The organism is Streptosporangium canum (assembly GCF_900113865.1).
GTDB lineage: Bacteria > Actinomycetota > Actinomycetes > Streptosporangiales > Streptosporangiaceae > Streptosporangium > Streptosporangium canum.
This window is the reverse complement of sequence record NZ_FOQY01000023.1, coordinates 11832-31155: the sequence shown is the minus strand read 5'-3', so window position 1 is coordinate 31155 and position 19324 is coordinate 11832. Positions and strand designations below refer to the sequence as shown.

The window sequence follows — 19324 nt, the reverse complement described above, 5'->3', positions numbered from 1 at the left end:
CGTCATGCTGACCACTCTGATCGTCGTCATGACGGTCGTGCTGGTGACGGTGGCCGGTCTGGTCGCGCTGAGACTGGCCATGCATTCCCCGAAGATCTACCGGGGGCCCGCCCTGGCCCCCTACGAGCTGGCTCAGCTGGCGGGCGGGCGGTTCCGGGTCGCGAACACCGCCCTGGCATCCCTGGCCGCCAGAGGGGCTCTCAGGGCCTCGCGCGACGGGCGGCTGACCCTGGCGGGCCCCGGGCCGGAGCGGTCCCCGGCACCGCCGGATGCGGGGGTGCCGGAACGCTCCCCGCATCCGCTGGAGGCCGAGATCCTCGCCCTGCTCGGGGCCGGGGGCGACGGCTCGCCGGTCTGGGAGGTCAAGGCGGCGGTCGTCCACGGCCCCGCGGTCGCCGCGCTGATCGGCCGTCTGGAGGAGCTGGGACTGGCCGACACCGGCGACGGTGCGCGGGCCGAGCCCACGCGCCTGGGACAGGCCGCGCTGGCCCACTATCGCCTGCGCCACCGTGAGGAGGGGGCCCTGCCGCCGCGCGCCCGGGATCACACCTCCGGGGAGGAGTACGAGCTCGCCGGGGTCGCCCTGTACGGCCTGGGCCGGATGAAGGACCGGCGGCTGGCCTCCCTGCTGTCGCTGAGCGGCACGCTGCCGCCTTCCGCCCCGTCCGGACGCGAGCCTCCCGCCCCTCCGCCCCCGGACGTCCCCGCCCCCTCCGGCGCCCCCGATGGCGACGGTCGTGGCGGGGGAGATCGCTGAGGGCTGTCCCGCGGGGGCGCGGTCGGTTAGGTTGGCCCGATCGTATGGCCAAGCGCTTGCATGGGAGTGGGCCGTGGTGAAGATCGTCGATCATGGGACATGGCCGCTGGGAGAGGCGGACGAGGGGGTCCACCCGGTCGGCGGCGAGCGGTTGTGGAGTGAGTCCTTCTACCTCGACTTCGCGGCCGAGGACGGCTCCGTCGCCGGATACGTCCGGCTGGGCCTGTACCCCAACTGGGGCCGCGCCTGGTACTGGGCGTGCCTGGTCGGCAGGGACCGGCCGCTGGTGCTGCTCGCCGACGACCACGTCCCGCTCCCCGGGCCCGACCTCGCGGTGCGGGGCCGGGACTACCGGGCCACCCAGGAGGTGGTGGCCCCCATGCGCTCCTTCAGGCTGACCCTGGAGGCCGGGGCCGCCGCCGTACTGGAGAATCCGGGGCGGCCCGGCGCCGGACCGGGCGGGGGAGCCACGACCTCGCTGGAGTTCGACCTGGAGTGGGAGACCGTCGGCGGGGTCTACCCCTACGGATTCATCCCGCGCTACGAGATCCCCTGCAGGGTCGGCGGAGTGATCAGGGTGGGCGGCGAGGCGATCCCCTTCTCCGGGTACGGCGAGCGCGACCACAGCTGGGGGGAGCGCGACTGGTGGAAGGTCTCCTGGCTGTGGAGCTCCGGGCGGCTCGACGACGGCACGTTCTTCCACGGCATGCGGGCCAACGTCGGCTTCGAGATGCCCTGGCCCTGCTTCACGGTCTCGCCGGACGGCCTGCTCGACCATCGGGAGGGCTTCGCCGCGGCGACCGAGTTCGGCGAGGACGGCTTCCCCGTGCTTTCGCGGCTGGCGGTGCCGGGTGCGCCGCTGACCGCCACTCCCGTCGCCTTCGCCCCGGTGACGGTGACCTCGCCGGACGGCGTGGTCGCCCGCTTCCCGCGCGCCCTGTGCCGGTTCGAGGCCGAGGACGGCAGGTCGGGATACGGCTGGACGGAGTGGCACCAGCCGCCGGGGTGGCGCGAGCACGGCTGGCGTTAAGAACGTTTTGGCAGGCTGTGCCGGGGATAACCTCTGTGAGGTGGGGGGACTGCGTTGCCTTGATGGGTCGTATCTGACCGTTACGCCGGTGGCGTGCCGGGACAGTGTCGGTTTGCCGTACGAGGTCACGCTGGAACTCCACCGCGACGGCACGCTCTACGGCACGGTGGGGGAGCGGTGCGGCTGGCTCCTCGTCCGGCTGGCCAAGGGCGTCGCCGAGGCCCGTGCCGCCCCCGGGACGCAGTGGCCCGACCCCGACGACCGCTTCCCCGACGAGGAGGAGCTGTTCGCCTTCCGCTACCGGGCCAGGAACGGGGTCGTCAGCGGGGGCGAACTCCGCTGTCAGCTGCGGACCATCCCGATCTGGATCCCCGCCCAGCGGGGGAGTTCCGGTGAATGGCGGCTGACCAGGAGGGCGTTCGTGGAGGCCTGGGGCGGCGGCGGCGTGGGCATGCGTGCGGTGCTCACCTCGGCTGAGCTGGGCGCCTTCGTGGCGGCGCTCGTCACGGAGGCGGAGGAGTGTCTGGCGCCACAGAAGTCCGGCAACTCAACCAGAACCCGATAGACGGGGCGGAGAGGTCTTCTGGGCGGTGATAATTGCCTGTCAGCGCCCTTCGACGTCGGGCGTTGGGGGGAGGGCTCCAATGGGCGTGCGCGATCTCGTCTACCGGCTGTACGAACGGCGGCTGGAGGCGAAGCTGTCCCGCCAGAAGGAGATGGCCCCCCGGCACGTCGGCGTCATCGTCGACGGGAACCGGCGCTGGGCGCGTTCGATGGGCATCGACGACGTCAGCCGAGGTCATCGCAAGGGCGCCGACAAGATCTCCGAGCTCCTCGGCTGGTGCCGCGAGGCCGGTGTCGAGGTCGTCACCGTGTGGCTGCTGTCGAGCGAGAACATCAACCGGTCGAAGGACGAGCTGGACCTCCTCGTGAAGATCATCGAGGACGTGGTCCAGGAGCTCGTCGCCGACGGATGGCACATCAACCCCATGGGGGCGCTTGATCTTCTGCCCGATCACACGGCGCATGTCCTGAAAAACGCAAAAGAAGAGACATCACACCGTCCCGGTTTGATTGTGAACGTTGCTGTTGGGTATGGAGGAAGGCGTGAGATCGCTGATGCGGTGCGCTCCCTTCTCCAGGAGCACGCCAGCAAGGGCGCGAGCATCGAGGACCTGGTCGAGGTCCTCGATGTGGAGCACATCGCGGAGCATCTCTACACGCGCGGTCAGCCCGACCCGGATCTCGTCATCCGGACCTCGGGAGAGCAGCGCCTCTCCGGCTTCCTGCTCTGGCAGAGCGCCCACTCCGAGTTCTACTTCTGCGAGGCCTACTGGCCTGACTTCCGCAGGGTCGACTTCTTGCGGGCTCTCCGTTCGTACGCCGCGCGGCATCGACGGTACGGGAACTGAAAGACAGCATGAACACCCCCTTTCGGACAGGCTTGTGCCTTTGGAAGGTGGGTATTCAGGACGTACCGTAACAAGTAGGCGGGCGCAGCTCGCCTACTCCGGAGAGGGCCCGCCTTTGCGTCACGACTGCCAAGGAGGGCCGGTCACCGGCGCCTGCTCGGCAAGCCGCGAGCGTGGGCCCGGGTCCGGTCCGCATCCCAGCTCATGGCAGGGCGCCCCCCATGGCGCCCGGGGGAGAACGCGTGGCAAACCCTTCGTCCTCACCCACGTCGCCGGTCACCAATCGGCGTACGTACGTCCTGGACACCTCGGTACTGCTGGCTGATCCAGCGGCGATGAGCCGCTTCGCAGAGCATGAGGTCGTCCTCCCGATCGTCGTCATCACCGAGTTGGAGGGCAAACGCCATCATCCAGAACTCGGATACTTCGCGCGTAAGGCGCTGAGGTACCTCGACGACCTGCGGGTGACACACGGGCGGTTGGACGAGCCCATGCCGGTCGGCGAGGGCAGCATCCGGGTCGAGCTCAACCACAGCGACCCGTCGATCCTGCCCGTCGGCTTCCGGCTCGGTGACAACGACACCCGTATCCTCACCGTGGCGCGGACACTCGCCGCCGAGGGACGCGACGTGGTGCTGGTCTCCAAGGACCTGCCGATGCGCGTCAAGGCGGCCTCCATCGGCCTCGCCGCGGAGGAATACCGCGCCGAGCTGGTGGTGGAGTCCGGCTGGACCGGCATGGCCGAGCTCCAGGTGACCGCGGAGGACATCGAGGCGCTCTTCGAGCACGGCACCGCCGACCTGGCCGACGCCCGTGACCTTCCCACCCACACCGGCCTGCGGCTGCTGTCCGGCCGGGGCTCCGCGCTGGGCCGGGTGCTGCCCGACAAGTCGGTGCGGCTGGTCCGCGGCGACCGGGAGGTGTTCGGCCTGCACGGCCGTTCCGCCGAGCAGCGCATCGCGCTCGACCTCCTGATGGACCCCGAGGTCGGCATCGTCTCGATGGGCGGCCGGGCGGGCACCGGCAAGTCCGCCCTCGCCCTCTGCGCCGGCCTGGAGGCCGTCCTGGAGCGCCGCCAGCACCGCAAGGTCATCGTCTTCCGCCCGCTGTACGCCGTGGGCGGCCAGGACCTGGGCTACCTGCCCGGCTCCGAGAACGAGAAGATGGGCCCGTGGGGTCAGGCCGTCTACGACACCCTGGGCGCGGTCACCACGCCCGAGGTGATCGAGGAGGTCATGGACAGGGGCATGCTGGAGGTCCTCCCCCTCACCCACATCCGCGGCCGCTCCCTGCACGACGCCTTCGTGATCGTGGACGAGGCGCAGTCGCTGGAGCGCGGGGTGCTTCTGACGGTGCTGAGCCGGATCGGCGCCAACTCCAGGGTCGTGCTCACCCATGACGTCGCCCAGCGCGACAATCTCCGGGTGGGCAGGCACGACGGCGTGGTGGCGGTGGTGGAGAAGCTCAAGGGGCATCCGCTGTTCGCGCACGTCACGCTGACCCGTTCGGAGCGCTCGCCGATCGCCGCCCTGGTCACCGAGATGCTGGAGGACGTCACGATCTGAGGCCCGTCCCGCGGACCCGCCCCGGCGGTCGCCATCCGGCGGCCGCACGCGGGGGTCCGCGGGACCCGGCCCGGTCACGGGGGCAGCCGTACGCCTTCGGCCGCGAGGTCCCGGAACTCGAAGCAGGTGTGCTCCCCGAGCGACTGCGGGGTCCCCGGGAACAGCCGGGTGACCTCGACGCTCCAGATGCTCTCCTGCTTGTTCTGCCTGATGGTGCAGGTGATCTGGGCGAGGCCGGCCCTGGAGACCGCGCCATCTCCGGTGATGATCACGTTCAGCCGGTATCCCAGCATGCCTCCGGGGGCGTTGCGCTGGGCCGTCTCGGAGTATCGGGTGGTGTCGGTGTCGTAGTGGCTGAATTCGTTGAGCGCGCTGCTCAGCCCCTGCCGCGGCGGCTGTTTCCCGGCCCGGAACAGGGTGGAGACGATGTCCTTGGCGGAGTCGGAGGCCACGGGGATGTTGGCGGGTTCCAGCCGCCCGTCGCGCAGCAGGTAGACCGTCACCCACGTGGGGCTGTAGCTGATCACCGGAGGGCGCCCCCGGTCCTCGGTCGAGGTGGGGGCCACCCCGCAGCCGCACAGCGTCAGGACCGCGGCGAGCAGGCACGCGAGCCGCCTCATGCCGGGGGCGGCCGGGACACCGAACCTCATGTCGAGGGCAGCCAGAGCGTGAAGAGCGTGCCCGGGTCCTGCGGGCGCACCGAGATGGTGCCGCCGTGCAGCTGGGCGTTGGCCCGCGCGATGGACAGGCCGAGCCCGCTCCCGTCACCTCGGACGCCCGCCTTGTAGAAGCGGTTGAACACGTGTTCCAGGTCCGCCGGGGGGATGCCCTTGCCGTGGTCGCGCACCTTCACCTCCAGGCCGTTCGGGGTGCCGCGGGCGGTCACCACGACGGGTGGCTCGCCGTGGCGCAGGGCGTTGCCCACCAGGTTCGCCAGGATCACGTCGAAGCGCAGGGGGTCGACGGAGAAGGCCAGCCCCTGCGGCACGTTCACCCGCACCTGGTCCAACCAGCCGCGCAGCTCCAGGCAGTCCCGGACCGCGTCGGCGACGTTCACGGTGTCCACGTGCAGCACGGCCGTGCCCGAGTCGAACCGGCTGGTCTCGATGAGCTGCTCCACCAGGGTCCGCAGCCGCCCGATCTCCCGCAGCACCAGCCGTACGGCGGTCGCCGGCTCCTCGGGCAGCCGTTCGGCCTCCTCGGAGAGCATGTCGGCCACCGCGGTCATCGCGGTCAGCGGGGTCCTGAGCTCGTGCGAGACGTCGGCCACGAACCGGCGTGACATCGCCTCCAGCGAACGCAGCTCGGACACGCTGCTCTCCAGGGCGACCGCGGTCTCGTTGAACGTCGCGGTGAGTTCGGCGAGCTCGTCGTGGCCGTGCACGGGAAGGCGCGTGTCCAGGTGCCCGGCGCCGAGCGCGCGGGCCGCCGAGCCCAGCTGCCGGACCGGCAGCAGCACCCGCCGGGCCAGTACCAGGGCCAGGGCGAGCGCGATGACCAGCATGATGGCCCCGGCGGCGGCCAGCGGCTGCCTCAGGTCGGTCAGGAGCTGTTCCTCGGCGGTGAGCGGGACGAACACGAAGACGCTCATTCCGGTGGGCTGGGCGATGTGGATGGGCTCTATCCGCCACACGGGGGTGCCGATGAGCAGCCACATCTTCCCGTCGATCACCTGGCGCTTGGTCACCATCCGCCGTGTGGCCCCGGCGTCGAGGTCGGCGGGGACGTCGTTCATGCTGAAGTCGCCGTCGGCGTAGAGGTAGCTCTCGTAGCGGACCACCACCCCGCCGTCCCGCATGCGCAGGCTCTTCTGCAACGTGCTGATCTGCGCGTCGGTCGGCGGGCTGTCGCCCGGCCAGAGCGCGCCGATGGGCACCCTGGTCCCTTCCAGGGTGTCGCGCACGTCGCGCACGGCCACCTGCTCGGCGAGGTCGATCACGCGGTGTTTGACGAGCTCGTAGCCGATCCCCGCGACCAGCGCGGAGGCCGCCACCGCGATCAGGGTGAAGGTGATGACCAGGCGTCCGCGCAGCCCGGTGTAGGCACGCTTCACGGCGGACTGAACCGGTAGCCGAATCCGCGGACGGTGTGGATGAAGTCGGGCTCGGCCGGCACCGCCTCGATCTTGGCGCGGACCCGCTGGACGCAGGCGTCCACCAGCCGGGAGTCGGCGACGTGGGTGTGGTCCCAGACGGCCCGCAGCAGGTATCGGCGGTTGAGCACCTGGCCGGGGTGGCGGACCAGTTCGAGCAGGAGCCGAAGTTCGGTGGGGGTCAGGTGGATCTCCCGGCCGGCCAGCGACACCTTGAGCGCCCCCCGGTCGACGACCAGGTCGCCGAAGGTGATGCGGTCGGAGGCGACCGACTCCACCCGGCGCAGGACGGCGCGGATCCGGGCGTCCAGCACGCGCGGCTCGACCGGTTTGACCACGTAGTCGTCGGCTCCCGCCTCCAGCCCCACGACCACGTCGAGGTCGTCGCCCCTGGCGGTGAGGAGGATGACCGGCAACTGGTCCATCCTGCGGATGCGGCGGCACACCTCGACCCCGTCGATCCCGGGGAGCATGACGTCGAGGATGACGATCTCCGGACGGCGCGACCGGATGTGGTCGAGCGCCTCCTCGCCACTGGCGTAGGAGGTCACGGAGTGGCCCTGGCGTGCCAGCGCCAGCTCAAGCCCGGTCCGGACCGAGGGATCGTCTTCAACAAGGAGGATGCCGGCCACCAGGTAATTATTCGTCCAATGCCCGATAAAGCCTGCACCGTCACGGAACTGTGACGTGAGGCGGACAGGAACCGGATGCGGCGATGACACCCTGACAAGGGCGCTCCCCCTCGGCGCAGGGGCACGTGGGGTGGGCCCTGAGCGGCAAATGTGATGAAAGTCACATCTAGCTGACCAAATGTCAGGAAAGACCATGTAACCAGCCAGTAGGCGGTAAAAAAATCGGCGGACAGGCGGGGGAACCCCAACCAACTCTCCCGTTCGGGTTGCGGACCACCCCCCTGTCCACGGCAAGCTCATAGGTCGTGAGTTCAGGACCGCCGCACTTGAAGGAGCATTCGGCTCCCCGCCCCCGCCGTACGGCCGGCAAGCCGGTCAGGGCGAAGAAGCAGGGATGGCTGACCCCCAAGCGTGCCGTCATCCTCGGCACGGTGGCCGTGGTCCTCGTGGGCGGTGGAAGCTTCACCGTCTACACCGCGATCCAGAACGCCTCCGCCCCGCCGCCCGCGCCGCTCAGCCTGGACGACCTGTCGAAGATGCTCGGCGACGACCCGTTCGGCGCCGACCCCGAGTCCGACATCCTCAAGGCCCAGGCGGCCCAGGCGCTCAAGGAGAACCAGCTGGCCGCCGAGCGCGGCAAGCGCAAGAAGCTGGACCCGATCGTGATCCCCACGGAGGCGCCCGGCGGCGGCGGCTTCGACCCGCAGCAGCTCCCGCCCGGCACCGCCAACCCCACCGGCAACAAGGCGCTGGGCAAGCAGATGCTGGACGCGCGCGGCTGGGCCGACCAGTGGGGCTGCCTGGAGAAGCTCTGGATGAAGGAGAGCGGCTGGAACGAGCGGGCGATGAACCGCTACAGCGGCGCCTACGGCATCCCCCAGTCGCTGCCCGGGCACAAGATGGCCAGCGCCGGCAACGACTGGCAGACCAACGCGGCCACCCAGATCGAGTGGGGACTCGGCTATATCAAGGGCCGTTACGGTACGCCTTGTGGTGCCTGGGGCCATTCCCAGGCCAAGGGCTGGTACTGAGACACCAGGAGTCGGCAAGTCTGGCCGTCTCCCGGCCGTGGGCATCGCACGCTTGGCCGCATGGATGTGAAGGTCAGCGTGGTGGTGCCGGTGCACAACCCCGGTGATAGCGCCGACGCGTGTATCCGTTCGGTGCTGGAGCAGTCGATGCCCTCGGAGGAATACGAGGTCATCTTCGCCGACGACGGGTCGGACGACGGGATCCAGCAGCGTCTTGACTCCGTCGCGGCGGTGCGGCCGAACGTGCGGGTGCTCCATCTGGGCCCCGACGGCTCGCCGATGCGCGCGCGCAACGTCGGGATGGCGATCGCCAAGGGCGAGTACGTCTACCTGATGGGGCAGACGGACCGCCTGGAACGGACCGCCCTGGAACGGATGTACGAGCGCGCGGTGGGGACCGACGCCGACATCCTCATCGGGCGCCTGGTCAACGACCAGGGGCCGCCCTCCACCGTGTTCGACGGCAACCGGGAGCGGGCCGACCTCTTCAGGGACCGGCTGCTCTCGCTGCTCACGCCGCACAAGCTCTACCGCAAGACCTTCCTGGACGCCGAGGTGCTGAGCTTCGCCGACCCCGGCGGGCGGCTGGCCGAGCAGGCCTTCGCGATCCGCGCCTACCTGCGGGCCAAGGTCATCGCCATCCTGGCCGACCAGGTCTGCTGCCACGTCGACGAGCGTCCCGAGCCGCGGACCGACCCCTACGTCTGGGGCGCGGAACTGCGCGAGCTGCTCGACATCATCGACTTCGAGGTCCCCGCGGGACGCCGGCGCGACCGGATGTACGCGCACTGGTTCCGCACCTCGGTGCTGCGCCGGCTGGGGGGAGGGAGGTTCCTGTCCGCCTCCTCCAGGGAGCGGGCGGCCGTCTTCACCGCCCTGCGCGAACTGGCCGTCCAGCGCTTCCCCCCGCGCCTGGACCCCCACCTGCCCGTGCACCTGCGCGCCCGCGCCGCCCTGCTGCGCGCGGGCCGGCTCGACCAGCTGGTCGTGCTGGCCGAGGCCATGCGCGGCACCCGCCTGCAGGCCGACCTCAGGGAGGTCGTCTGGGACGACGGCGTGTTCATCATGGGCCTCGCCGTGGAGATCATGCGGGGGGACGGGTCCCCGATCCGCTTCCTGCCGTACGGCGAGGACGGCCTGCTCTGGGAGCCGCCCGTGCCCCTCGACGGCCTCCGTCTCGCACCCGAGATGGCCGACGTCTCCCAGGCCGCCTCCCGCGCCCGGTTCGAGGTCTACGTCAGGCACGAGGACACCGGCCTCGTCTACTTCCTCCCGGTGGCCTGCTCGATGCTGCGCTCGCGCCACCGCAACGGGGTCAGGCTGCAGGCCACCGGCACGGCCCGGCTGGACGTCGGCTCCGCCGCCCTCGGCCACCCGCTGCCGCCCGGCCTCTGGGAGATCCACGTGCGCATGTACGGCGGAGCCCACCACGCGCGCACCCGCGTCACCGGGTCCCCGCTGAACTGCACCGGGGTGCTGGCCGACTACTCCAAGCGGCTGGTCATCCCCTGGTGGTCCGACAGGGGCGAGCTGGGCGTCTGCGTGGAGCCCCGCTCGTTCGCCGAGTCGATCGTCCTGGTCTCATCGGGAACGACGATCACCCGGCAGCGCGAGCACGTCTTCGTCGTCGTGCCCGTGCCGTACGTGCCGCCGAGCGGGGGCCCGCCCGCCGAGCTGGTGCTGCGCCACGCGGTGCGCCGGGAGCGCGAGGTCTGCGCGCCCGCCCTGGTCGAGCCGGGCGTGCCCGGACAGCACGCCGGACGGCTGGTCGCCAAGGTCCCCATCCGGCTGCTGCCCCGCGACGGCGCCCTCGCCCCGGGCGACTGGGTGCCGTTCCTGCGGGTGGACGGCCAGGAGACCGGGCTCCGCTTCCGGGTCGTGATGGGCCGCGGCGGCCGGGTGGAGATCCACGAGTCCGCCGCCGTGCCGCCCGCGCCCCGGTACCGGCTGCTCAAGCGCGTGGCGCTGCGGATGCCCGGGGCCCGGAACGCGGCCCGGATGACCCGGACCGTGCAGGAGCGCTACCTGCCGAGCTGACAGTCGTTGACGAGCTCCCCGCCCGCCGGACGCGGCAGGGTCGCGCTCGGCGGCGGGCTCTGCCGCCGTTCCACCCACCCCTCCAGGGCCTCGAACGCGCCGCGGAAGCACGGCAGCAGCGGGCGGAGCCTGTCCGGGTAGGCGGCGTAGAGGCTGTCCACGTGGGTGCCGTCGGTGATCCGGTAGTACCGGAACGGCCGGCGGTCGCCGACCATGTCCGCGTAGACGTCCCCGGAACGGGAGATCGGCAACAGCGTGTCGAGCGTGCCGTGGATCGTGATCAGCGGCTTGCCGATCCGGCCGGTCAGCCCGATCCTCTCCACCGCCCGGTACGGCCTGCGCGCGTCGTAGTCGTAGTCGGCGTCGCAGGCCGGGGTGCCCGAGGCGCAGAAGGGCGTGCCCGCCTCGGTGTCGCCGTCGAAGGCCGGGTCGAGCTCCTCGCGGTAGAGGCGCTGGGTGAGGTCCCAGTAGTACTGGTGATGGAAGGGCCACAGGAACTCCGACCCCCTGGCGAACCCGGCGTCGTACATCGCCTGGGTGTCGCCCTTCGGGTAGGCCCGTAGCGCGGGCGGCAGGAAGGTGAGCAGGTTGTCGCCCTTGACCCGCCAGAGCGTGCCCTCCCAGTCGACCCCGCCGTCATACAGCCAGGCCCGGTTCTCCAGCTGCCAGCGGACCAGGTATCCGCCGTTGGAGATGCCCGCGGCGTAGGTCCGCTCGGGAGGCCTGCCGTAGCGCCGCGCGATGGTCGCCTTGGCGGCGAGCGCCACCTGGGTGACCCGCTGGTTCCACTCGGCGACCGCGTCGCCCGGCCGGCGGCCGTCCCGGTGGAAGGCGACCCCGACGTTGCCCTTGTCCGTCACCGCGTAGGCGTAGCCCTTGGCCAGCGCCCAGTCGGAGATGGTGAAGTCGTTGGCGTACTGCTCCCGGTTGCCGGGGGTGCCCGCCACGACCAGGCCGCCGTTCCACCTGTCGGGCAGCCGGAGCACGAACTGGGAGTCGTGGTTCCAGCCGTGGGTGGTGTTGGAGGTCGAGGTGTCGGGGAAGTAGCCGTCGACCTGGATGCCGGGTACGTCCTTCGGATTGACCGCCCCCGCGGGGTGCAGCCCCGCCCAGTCGGACGGGTCGGTGTGCCCGGAGGCCGCCGTGCCCGCCGTGGTGAGGTCGTCCAGGCAGGCCTTCACCTGGTGCTCGGCCCCCGGGACCGTCACCCGGTCCAGCCGCGCGCAGTGCCCGTCCAGCGCGTTCCGGCCGGTGGAGACTCCGGCGCCGGCGGCCGGCGCGCCCGCCAGCAGGGCGGCGGCGGTGATGACGGCGGTGAGGGCGGCGGGCACGGCGCGCCCGCGGGACTCTGACGGTGTGCGCATCGGTCAGCTCCGCTTCAGGTGGTCGACGAGGGCGGCGCGGAACTCCTCGGGCCGCTCGATGTGCGGGCTGTGGCCGCAGGCGAGGACGACCTCGCTGTGGTCGCCGTACCGCCGCAGCGCGGCCCGGATCTGGGTGACCATCGGCTGTGCCGGGGTGCCCGGCGAGCCGGGGACGACCCCGAGCGCGCCCAGGTGGGCCAGGTCGAACAGCGAGGTGTCGGAGACGATCACGTCGGCCCCGCCCCTGATCCACAGGATCGGCGGCCTGGGGTCGATCACGTGCAGGTCGTCCAGCCGGAAGTACGTGGGGGCGAGCGCGTTGAGCACTCCTCGCGTGCCCGGGGCGACCCCCGGCCACACGTCGGAGGAGACCGTGTCGCCCGGATAGTTGTCCTCGCCGACCCTGGTGGACAGCATCGACTCCACGAGGGCGTCCTCGTCCTCGACCACCGTGCCGGGCTTGACGTAGGTGCTCCGGAAGACGTTCCTCGGTGACACCGGGGAGTCGTCCGAGCGGTCCCCGGCCGCGAGCAGCCGCACGAAGTCGGGGTTGGCCGCCCCCGCCCCGCCGCCCACCCCGGTGGGGTGGTTCAGCGCGCCGTCCGGCCCGTGCGTGCCGCCGAAGCCGTACGGCGAGACCGGGTTGACCAGCGTCACGCTCCGCACGGCGGACGGCCGGTCGCGCAGCGCCTGGAGCACGACCCCGCCGCCCAAGCTCCAGCCCACCAGGTGCACGCCGGTGAGGCCGAGGGCGTCGATCAGCGCGAGCACGTCGTCGGAGTAGTCCCGCAGGCCGCGGGTGGCGTCGACCGGCGCGGGATCGGTGTCGCCGAAGCCCCGCAGGTCCACCGCCAGCGGCCGGTAGCCGCCGGGCAGGGCCGCCAGCGTGCCCCGCCAGAAGGCGGCGCTCGACACGTTCCCGTGCACGAACAGGACCGCCTCGCCCCCGGTCTCGCCGGCCGACAGCACGTTCTGTGTGATCCGGGCGGTGGGCACCCGCCGGTTGTCCAGGTGCATCGAATGTTCTCCGTACGGCTCAGCGGGTGGTGGAGTGCTCGGCGGCGCCGAGGGTGGCGAGGTCACGGCCCCGGGTCTCGCGGGAGACGAACACGGTGATCATGGTGAGCGCGGCCGCGCCGGCCACGTAGAGCATGACCGGGAACGAGGAGCCGTAGGCGCCCAGCAGCGCCACCGCGATCAGCGGGGCCAGGCCGCCGGCGACGATCGAGGCGAGCTGGGCGCCGATCGACACGCCGGAGTAGCGCATCCGCGTGGCGAACAGCTCGGAGAAGAACGCCGCCTGCGGGCCGTACATCGCGCCGTGCAGGATCAGGCCGACCGTCACCGCCAGGGTGACCGCGGCGAAGTTCCGGGTGTCGATCAGCGGGAAGAAGGCGAAGGACCACAGGCCCACCCCGGCCGCGCCGAGCAGGTAGACCGGCCGGCGGCCGAGCTTGTCGGAGAGCGCGCCCCACAGGGGGATCGAGAAGAAGTGGACGGCGGACCCGATCAGCACCGCGTTGAGCACGACGGGCTTGGACAGCCCGGCCTCGGTCGTCGCGTAGACCAGTACGAACGCGGTGAGCACGTAGTAGGAGACGTTCTCCGCGAAGCGGGCGCCGATCGCGGTGATCACGTCACGCCAGTGGTACCGGAAGACTTCCACGATGGGCATGCTCTGCGAGGGCTTGGCGTTGGCGACGGCCTGCTGGAAGATCGGCGACTCGCTGATGGACAGCCGGATCCAGAGGCCGAGCAGCACCAGCACGCCCGACAGCAGGAACGGCACGCGCCAGCCCCAGGTCTGGAAGGCCTCGGCGGGCTGGACCGCGGTCAGGACCGCGAGGACGGCGGTGGCCAGCAGGTTGCCGCCGGGGGCGCCGGCCTGCGGCCAGGAGGCCCAGAAGCCGCGCCGCTCGGTGTCGCCGTGCTCGGAGACGATGAGCACCGCGCCGCCCCACTCGCCGCCGAGGGCGAAGCCCTGGACGAGCCGGAGCGCGGTCAGCAGCAGCGGGGCCGCCATGCCGACCGCGGCGTGGGTCGGCAGGCAGCCGATCAGGAAGGTCGCGCCACCCATCATCAGCAGGCTGATGACCAGGAGCTTCTTGCGGCCGAGCCGGTCGCCGTAGTGGCCGAAGACCAGCGCGCCCAGCGGGCGGGCGACGAAGCCGACCGCGTAGGTGAGGAAGGCCAGCAGGGTGCCGGTGAGCGGGTCCGATTCGGGGAAGAAGAGCGCGGGGAAGACCAGCGCGGCGGCGGAGCCGTACAGGAAGAAGTCATACCACTCGATCGTCGTGCCGATCAGGCTGGCCGCGACGATCTTTCCGATGGGGGTGCGGGGTTTGTCTGACATCTCACTCACCAATGGGTAGCGCTGTTGGGGGATGTCGGCTCACGGTACGTAGTGACCGGTGTCACTCCTATGGGTCCGGCCTCCATACCGGGAGGTCGGGCTATGTGGATGTCCCCGTCCGGCGCGCGGAGCTCCGGGGGAGGGCAGGGGAGGAAGGCGCGCCGACCGGCCCCACAGGCCCCCGGGAGGGGCTGTGGGGCCGGGTGAGGGGCGTTCGGCCTAGTGGCTGAGGCGGTGGAGGCGGAGGGCGAGCTGGATCTCCAGGGCGCGCTCCGGGTCCTGCCAGTCGGCGCCGAGGAGCTGGGCGATCCTGTCCAGCCGCTGGGTGACGGTGTTGACGTGGATGTGGAGGGCCTCGGCCGTACGGGAGAGCGAGCCGCCCGTGCCGAAGTAGGCGGTGAGGGTGCGCACCAGGGCGGTGCCCCTGCGGGCGTCGTAGCCGATCACCGGTCCGAGCGCCGAGCCGAGGAACGCCTCGATGTCGCGTCCGTCGCCGACGAGCAGCCCGACGAAGCCCAGCTCGGTGGTGCTCGCGCCCTCCCCGGCGCGGCCCAGGGCCAGCAGGGCGTCGGCGCAGCGCTGTGCCTCGCGGTGGGCTGCGGCGACCTCGGCGGGACCGCGCACCGGGCCGGAGGCGCCCGCGGTGGCGGGGTGGCCGAGGGAGGCGCTGAGCTCGGCCGCCACCCGTTTGGCCAGGTGACCGGGCCTGTCGCCGGGGAGCAGCAGCACCACCTCGTCCCCGCGCAGCGCCGCCAGGCCGTGGCTCAGCGTGGCCTGGGAGGAGGCCCAGAAGGCGGCGCGCTCGCGCCGTCCGCCGTGGCGGACCACGACCACCACGTGGTCGGCTTCCAGCTCCACCCCGACCCGCCGGGCCCGCTGGACCAGGCCGTCGAGGGCGGGACGGGAGATCAGGTCGTCGAGCAGCTCACCCCTGACCCGGCCCTCCGCCTCGGCCACCGTCCGCCGGAACAGCAGGAGCAGCGCGGTGACCAGCGCGGCCCGTTCGAGGATGCGCTGGTCGGTGTCCGCCACCTGGCCGTCGGCCCGCAGCACGAGCGTGCACAGCGGCTCGGCCCCCACGTCCACCGAGGCGACCAGCAGGTTGCCTTTCTTGACGGTACGGCCCAGCGCCCGGGACGACCGCGCGGCCTCCGCGATCACGGCCGCCGTCGCCTCGGGCCCCTGCCGTGCCTCCGCGGGGCCGTCCTCCCCCGCGGGCATGCCCGCCGCCAGTCCGCCCGCGTCGCCGGTGATCGGCCGCCCCACGTCGTCCAGCACGACCAGCGAGCCGCCGAGCACCTCGGTGACCACGGCGGCGACGTCCTCGACCCCGCCGCCGCGCAGCACCAGCCCGGTCATCCGGTCGTGCGCGAGCGCGGCCCGCTCCACGGCCTCGCTGTGCGCGTTCACCTGCCGGTTGGCCTCGCTGAGCTCCTCCAGGGCGTTTCTGGTCTCCTGCAGCAGCCGGGCGTTGTCGATCGCGACCGCCGCGTGCGCGGCCAGCGAGCCGAGCAGCACCACCTCGTCCTGGGTGAACGGCCGCACGCTCCGGTTGGCCGCGAACAGCACCCCGATGACACGCGCGCCGAGTTTGAGCGGCACGCCCAGGATGGCGACCAGGCCTTCCTCCGTCACCGCGTCGTCGATGTGGAACTTGTGGCGGAAACGCTCGTCGGCGAAGTAGTCGGCCGTCGCGTACGGCGTGGCGGTCTGGGCCACCAGCCCGCCGAGCCCGGCGCCCATGGCCAGCCGGAGCGCGCGGAACTTGGCCGACACCGACCCGTCGGTCACCCGCATCCAGGTGTCGCCCCGCTCGGGGTCGTGCAGTGTCATGTAGGCGGCGTCGGTGCCCAGGAGCTGCCTGGCACGGTGCACGATGGCTTCGAGTACGGCGTCGAGGTCCCGCAGGCCGGCCAGGTCGCCCGCGGTGTCGAACAGCGCCGACAGCTCGGCCTCGCGCTTGGCCCTGCGCCGCAGCAGCGCCCGCACCTTCAGCGCGGCGAGCTTGGCCTCCTCCAGCTCGGCCAGCGTCGCCGCGTCGGCCCCACCGGCTCTGGCGGCCAGGATGGGCCCCTCGAACTCGACCGCCGACGCCTCCCTGGCCAGCAGTTCGAGAAAGACCCGTGCGCTCATGTCTTCCATTCTCATGGTGAGGCTTCTCATGGCGACGCCGCGCCGCGGTTCAGCGTGCCGTCCAGCCGCCGTCCACGGGCAGGGAGGTCCCGGTGATGAACGAGCCGTGCGGGCCGCACAGGTAGGCGACCAGCTCGGCGACCTCCTCCGGTTCGATCAGCCGCTTGATCGCGGCGGGGGCCAGCATGATCTGTTCGACGACCTCGTCCCTGCCGATGCCGTGGCTCTCGGCCTGGGCGTCGACCTGGTTCTCCACCAGCGGGGTGCGGACGTAGGCGGGGCTGACGCAGTTGGAGGTGACGCCGTGCGGGGCGCCTTCCAGGGCGATGACCTTCGACAGCCCTTCGAGCGCGTGCTTCGCGGTGACATACGCCGACTTGTAGGGCGAAGCGCGGAGCCCGTGGACCGAGGAGATGTTGACGATCCGTCCCCAGCCCCGCTCGTACATTCCCGGCAGAACCGCTCGGACCAGCAGGAACGGCGCCTCCACCATGACCTTGAGAATCTTCGAGAAGATCTCCGGCGGGAAGTCCTCGACCGGCGCGACGTGCTGGAACCCGGCGTTGTTCACCACGATGTCCACGCCGTCCGGCAGCGCGTCCACGAAGTCCGGAGCCGACAGGTCGGCGACCATCGGTGTCCCGGAGACCTCCGCGGCCACCTTCGCCGTGGCCTCGGCGTCCATGTCGACCACCACCACATGCGCTCCGGCGGCGGCCAGTCGCTGCGCGCAGGCGCGCCCGATCCCGCTGCCCGCCCCGGTCACCACGGCTCGCCGCCCCGCTAGGTCGTTCATGCTGCCGAATCTAGGCAATCAGCCGAATCCCGGCCCATGTCGCCGGCCACCATAGTCCTGCCGCGACCTATGTGTGCGGGACGGATCCCGCCGGGCGCCTGGTGCGCGAAGTACGGCTACTCCATGCGCCACGCCGCCCACACCAAGCGCTACGAATGCGTTCGCTACGCGAGTGGCAGATGGCACTGGAAGGCAGTGGCCTGACGATTGGCCGACATACCCGGATGCTCCGTCGACCGTAGCCGCGGGTGCTTCACCGCGGCTACGGCCCGCGACGATCAGACGGTCACCGGGTAGGTGAGCGCCAGCTCGTCGCCGGGCACGCCGCGAATGCCCCAGTTGACCTGGGGTGACTCCAGGATCACGATCTCCAGGTCCTCCGCCGGGAGGTCGAGCCGCTCTTGGGCGCGGGCGAACAGGGTGCGGATCAGGTCCCGCTTGGCCTCGTCCGACCGGCCCTGGAAACAGATGATCTCCACGATCAGATACCGCTCGCCGCGCTGCGGGCAGAGGAGGTCCTCGGCGTCCAGCAGCAGGAACCGGTGGAACCTCTTGTCCGCGGGGAGCCGCCACACCTCGGTCAGGCAGCCGTGCACGGTGTCCGACAACTCCTGGCGCAGTCCGGACCAGACGTCGCGGCGGCCGTAGAACTTGATCTGGGTCATGATCCGAGTCTGTCAGCGGAGCGGGCGGCCTACGACGGCGGCCGGGTCATGGACAGCACGTCGAGGAGGGCGTCGAGCTGCTCCTCGGTGAGTGCGCCGCCGGCGACGTGGCCGCGCTCGATGACGACCTCGCGGATGGTCTTGCGCTCGGCCAGGGCCTGCTTGGCTATCCTGGCGGCCTCCTCGTAGCCGATGTGGGGGTTGAGCGGCGTGACGATCGAGGGGGACGACTCGGCGTACTCGCGGAGGCGTTCGGTGTTGGGCGTGATGCCGTGGACGCAGCGGTCGGCCAGCAGCCGGGAGGCGTTGGCGAGCAGCCGGATGGACTCCAGCGCGTTGCGGGCGATGACCGGCAGCATCACGTTGAGCTCGAAGGTGCCCGAGGCTCCGGCGAAGGCGATGGCCGCGTCGTTCCCGATGACCTGCGCGGCGACCATGCACACCGCCTCGGGAATCACCGGGTTGACCTTGCCGGGCATGATCGACGAACCGGGCTGGAGGTCGGGCAGGTTGATCTCACCGAGTCCGGCCCGGGGGCCCGAGCCCATCCAGCGGAGGTCGTTGGCGATCTTGTTGAGCGAGACCGCGACCGTGCGGAGCTGGCCGGAGAGCTCCACGACGGCGTCCCGGGCGCCCTGGGCCTCGAAGTGGTCGGGGGCCTCGGAGAACGGCAGACCGGTGGCCTCGCGGAGCTTCTCGATGACCTGGGAGGCGAAGCCGGGCGGGGTGTTGATGCCGGTGCCGACGGCCGTGCCGCCCAGCGGGAGCTGGGCGAGGTGGGGGATCGCACTGCGCACCCGGGCGATGGCGTTGTCGATCTGGGTGGCGTAGCCGCCGAACTCCTGGCCGAGCGTGACCGGGGTGGCGTCCATCAGATGGGTCCTGCCGGCCTTGACCACCTGGTCGAACTCGAACGACTTCTCCCGCAGCGCGGTGGCCAGGTGCCTCAGGGACGGGATGAGGTGGTAGGTCACCTCGGTCGTGGCGGCGACGTGGATGGAGGTGGGGAAGACGTCGTTGGACGACTGCGAGGCGTTGACGTGGTCGTTGGGGTGGACGGCGCGGCCCAGCCGCTGCTCGGCGAGGGTGGCGATCACCTCGTTGGCGTTCATGTTGGAGGAGGTGCCGGAGCCGGTCTGGAAGAGGTCGATGGGGAACTCGCCGTCCCACTCGTTCTCCGCGACGTCGGTGGCGGCCTCGGCGATGGCCTGGGCCAGCTCCTTGTCCAGGACTCCCAGCCCGGCGTTGACCTCGGCGGCGATCGCCTTGATCAGGCCGAGCGCGGCGATGTGCGGGCTCTCCAGCCCCCGCCCGGAGATGGGGAAGTTCTCCACCGCCCGCTGGGTCTGCGCCCGCCACTTCGCGTCCGCCGGGACCCGTACGTCACCCATCGAGTCGTGCTCGATCCGATACTCGCTCATCAGTCCAGTCTGCGTCCTGCGAGATAAAGCGGAAAT

Annotated in this window: 17 protein-coding genes; 7 read left to right on the top strand and 10 right to left on the bottom strand. The window is 71.5% G+C overall.

The genetic code is table 11. From position 1 onward, the window contains the following. Positions 1–4: 4 nt before the first annotated feature. The 5 genes from BM085_RS28230 to phoH2 all read left to right on the top strand — a co-directional run bounded on the left by BM085_RS28230 (position 5) and on the right by phoH2 (position 4764). A complete protein-coding gene (locus BM085_RS28230) occupies positions 5–757 on the top strand; it encodes a TIGR04222 domain-containing membrane protein (RefSeq protein ID WP_093889917.1) in 753 nt (250 codons plus the stop codon). A gap of 73 nt (positions 758–830) precedes the next feature. Then, complete coding sequence (locus BM085_RS28225) at positions 831–1787, top strand: DUF7064 domain-containing protein (protein ID WP_093889916.1); 957 nt, start codon at positions 831–833, stop codon at positions 1785–1787. Between the two features lie 112 nt (positions 1788–1899). Further along, positions 1900–2352, top strand: coding sequence for a hypothetical protein (locus BM085_RS28220; protein ID WP_093889915.1), 453 nt, complete (start codon positions 1900–1902; stop codon positions 2350–2352). Positions 2353–2431: 79 nt separating this feature from the next. Next, on the top strand, positions 2432–3199 hold the full coding sequence (locus BM085_RS28215) for an isoprenyl transferase (RefSeq protein ID WP_086576960.1): 768 nt from the start codon (positions 2432–2434) through the stop codon (positions 3197–3199). A 221-nt stretch (positions 3200–3420) separates the two neighbouring features. Continuing rightward, complete coding sequence (gene phoH2, locus BM085_RS28210) at positions 3421–4764, top strand: RNA 5'-3' helicase PhoH2 (RefSeq protein ID WP_031163206.1); 1344 nt, start codon at positions 3421–3423, stop codon at positions 4762–4764. A gap of 74 nt (positions 4765–4838) precedes the next feature. On the opposite strand, the gene BM085_RS28205 is transcribed toward phoH2, so the two are convergent. The 3 genes from BM085_RS28205 to BM085_RS28195 are packed head-to-tail and all read right to left on the bottom strand — an operon-like array spanning position 4839 to position 7488. Further along, on the bottom strand, positions 4839–5414 hold the full coding sequence (locus BM085_RS28205) for a hypothetical protein (RefSeq protein ID WP_143121103.1): 576 nt from the start codon (positions 5412–5414) through the stop codon (positions 4839–4841). After that, a complete protein-coding gene (locus BM085_RS28200) occupies positions 5411–6817 on the bottom strand; it encodes a sensor histidine kinase (protein ID WP_093889913.1) in 1407 nt (468 codons plus the stop codon). Before BM085_RS28200 ends, BM085_RS28205 begins: the two co-directional genes overlap by 4 nt. Beyond that, on the bottom strand, positions 6814–7488 hold the full coding sequence (locus tag BM085_RS28195) for a response regulator transcription factor (protein WP_093889912.1): 675 nt from the start codon (positions 7486–7488) through the stop codon (positions 6814–6816). Before BM085_RS28195 ends, BM085_RS28200 begins: the two co-directional genes overlap by 4 nt. A 326-nt stretch (positions 7489–7814) precedes the next feature. Between BM085_RS28195 and BM085_RS44690 the strand changes: the two genes are divergently transcribed. Together BM085_RS44690 and BM085_RS28185 are read left to right on the top strand one after the other, a co-directional pair. Then, complete coding sequence (locus tag BM085_RS44690) at positions 7815–8519, top strand: aggregation-promoting factor C-terminal-like domain-containing protein (RefSeq protein ID WP_177245315.1); 705 nt, start codon at positions 7815–7817, stop codon at positions 8517–8519. 60 nt (positions 8520–8579) lie between these two features. Then, complete coding sequence (locus BM085_RS28185; protein ID WP_093889911.1) at positions 8580–10556, top strand: glycosyltransferase family 2 protein; 1977 nt, start codon at positions 8580–8582, stop codon at positions 10554–10556. Here BM085_RS28185 and BM085_RS28180 read toward each other — a convergent pair. From BM085_RS28180 to BM085_RS28150, 7 genes are all read right to left on the bottom strand, one after another. After that, positions 10541–11920 (bottom strand): tannase/feruloyl esterase family alpha/beta hydrolase, encoded by a 1380-nt coding sequence (locus BM085_RS28180; RefSeq protein WP_093889910.1) that lies wholly within the window; start codon positions 11918–11920, stop codon positions 10541–10543. The two genes, BM085_RS28185 and BM085_RS28180, sit on opposite strands and share 16 nt — an antisense overlap. Before the next feature lie 3 nt (positions 11921–11923). Beyond that, on the bottom strand, positions 11924–12937 hold the full coding sequence (locus BM085_RS28175) for an alpha/beta hydrolase (protein WP_093889909.1): 1014 nt from the start codon (positions 12935–12937) through the stop codon (positions 11924–11926). A gap of 19 nt (positions 12938–12956) precedes the next feature. Continuing rightward, positions 12957–14273 (bottom strand): MFS transporter, encoded by a 1317-nt coding sequence (locus BM085_RS28170; protein WP_093889908.1) that lies wholly within the window; start codon positions 14271–14273, stop codon positions 12957–12959. A gap of 219 nt (positions 14274–14492) precedes the next feature. After that, positions 14493–16406, bottom strand: a complete 1914-nt coding sequence (locus BM085_RS28165; protein WP_245789746.1) for a helix-turn-helix domain-containing protein — start codon at positions 16404–16406, stop codon at positions 14493–14495. Between the two features lie 49 nt (positions 16407–16455). Next, positions 16456–17202: a 3-hydroxybutyrate dehydrogenase gene (locus BM085_RS28160; RefSeq protein ID WP_093889906.1), complete on the bottom strand. Its 747-nt coding sequence runs from the start codon at positions 17200–17202 to the stop codon at positions 16456–16458. Between the two features lie 278 nt (positions 17203–17480). Next, positions 17481–17867 carry a tautomerase family protein gene (locus BM085_RS28155; protein ID WP_093889905.1) on the bottom strand — a complete coding sequence of 129 codons (387 nt, stop codon included), beginning with the start codon at positions 17865–17867 and terminating at the stop codon, positions 17481–17483. Between the two features lie 29 nt (positions 17868–17896). Next, on the bottom strand, positions 17897–19288 hold the full coding sequence (locus tag BM085_RS28150) for a class II fumarate hydratase (protein ID WP_093889904.1): 1392 nt from the start codon (positions 19286–19288) through the stop codon (positions 17897–17899). Positions 19289–19324: the final 36 nt, after the last annotated feature.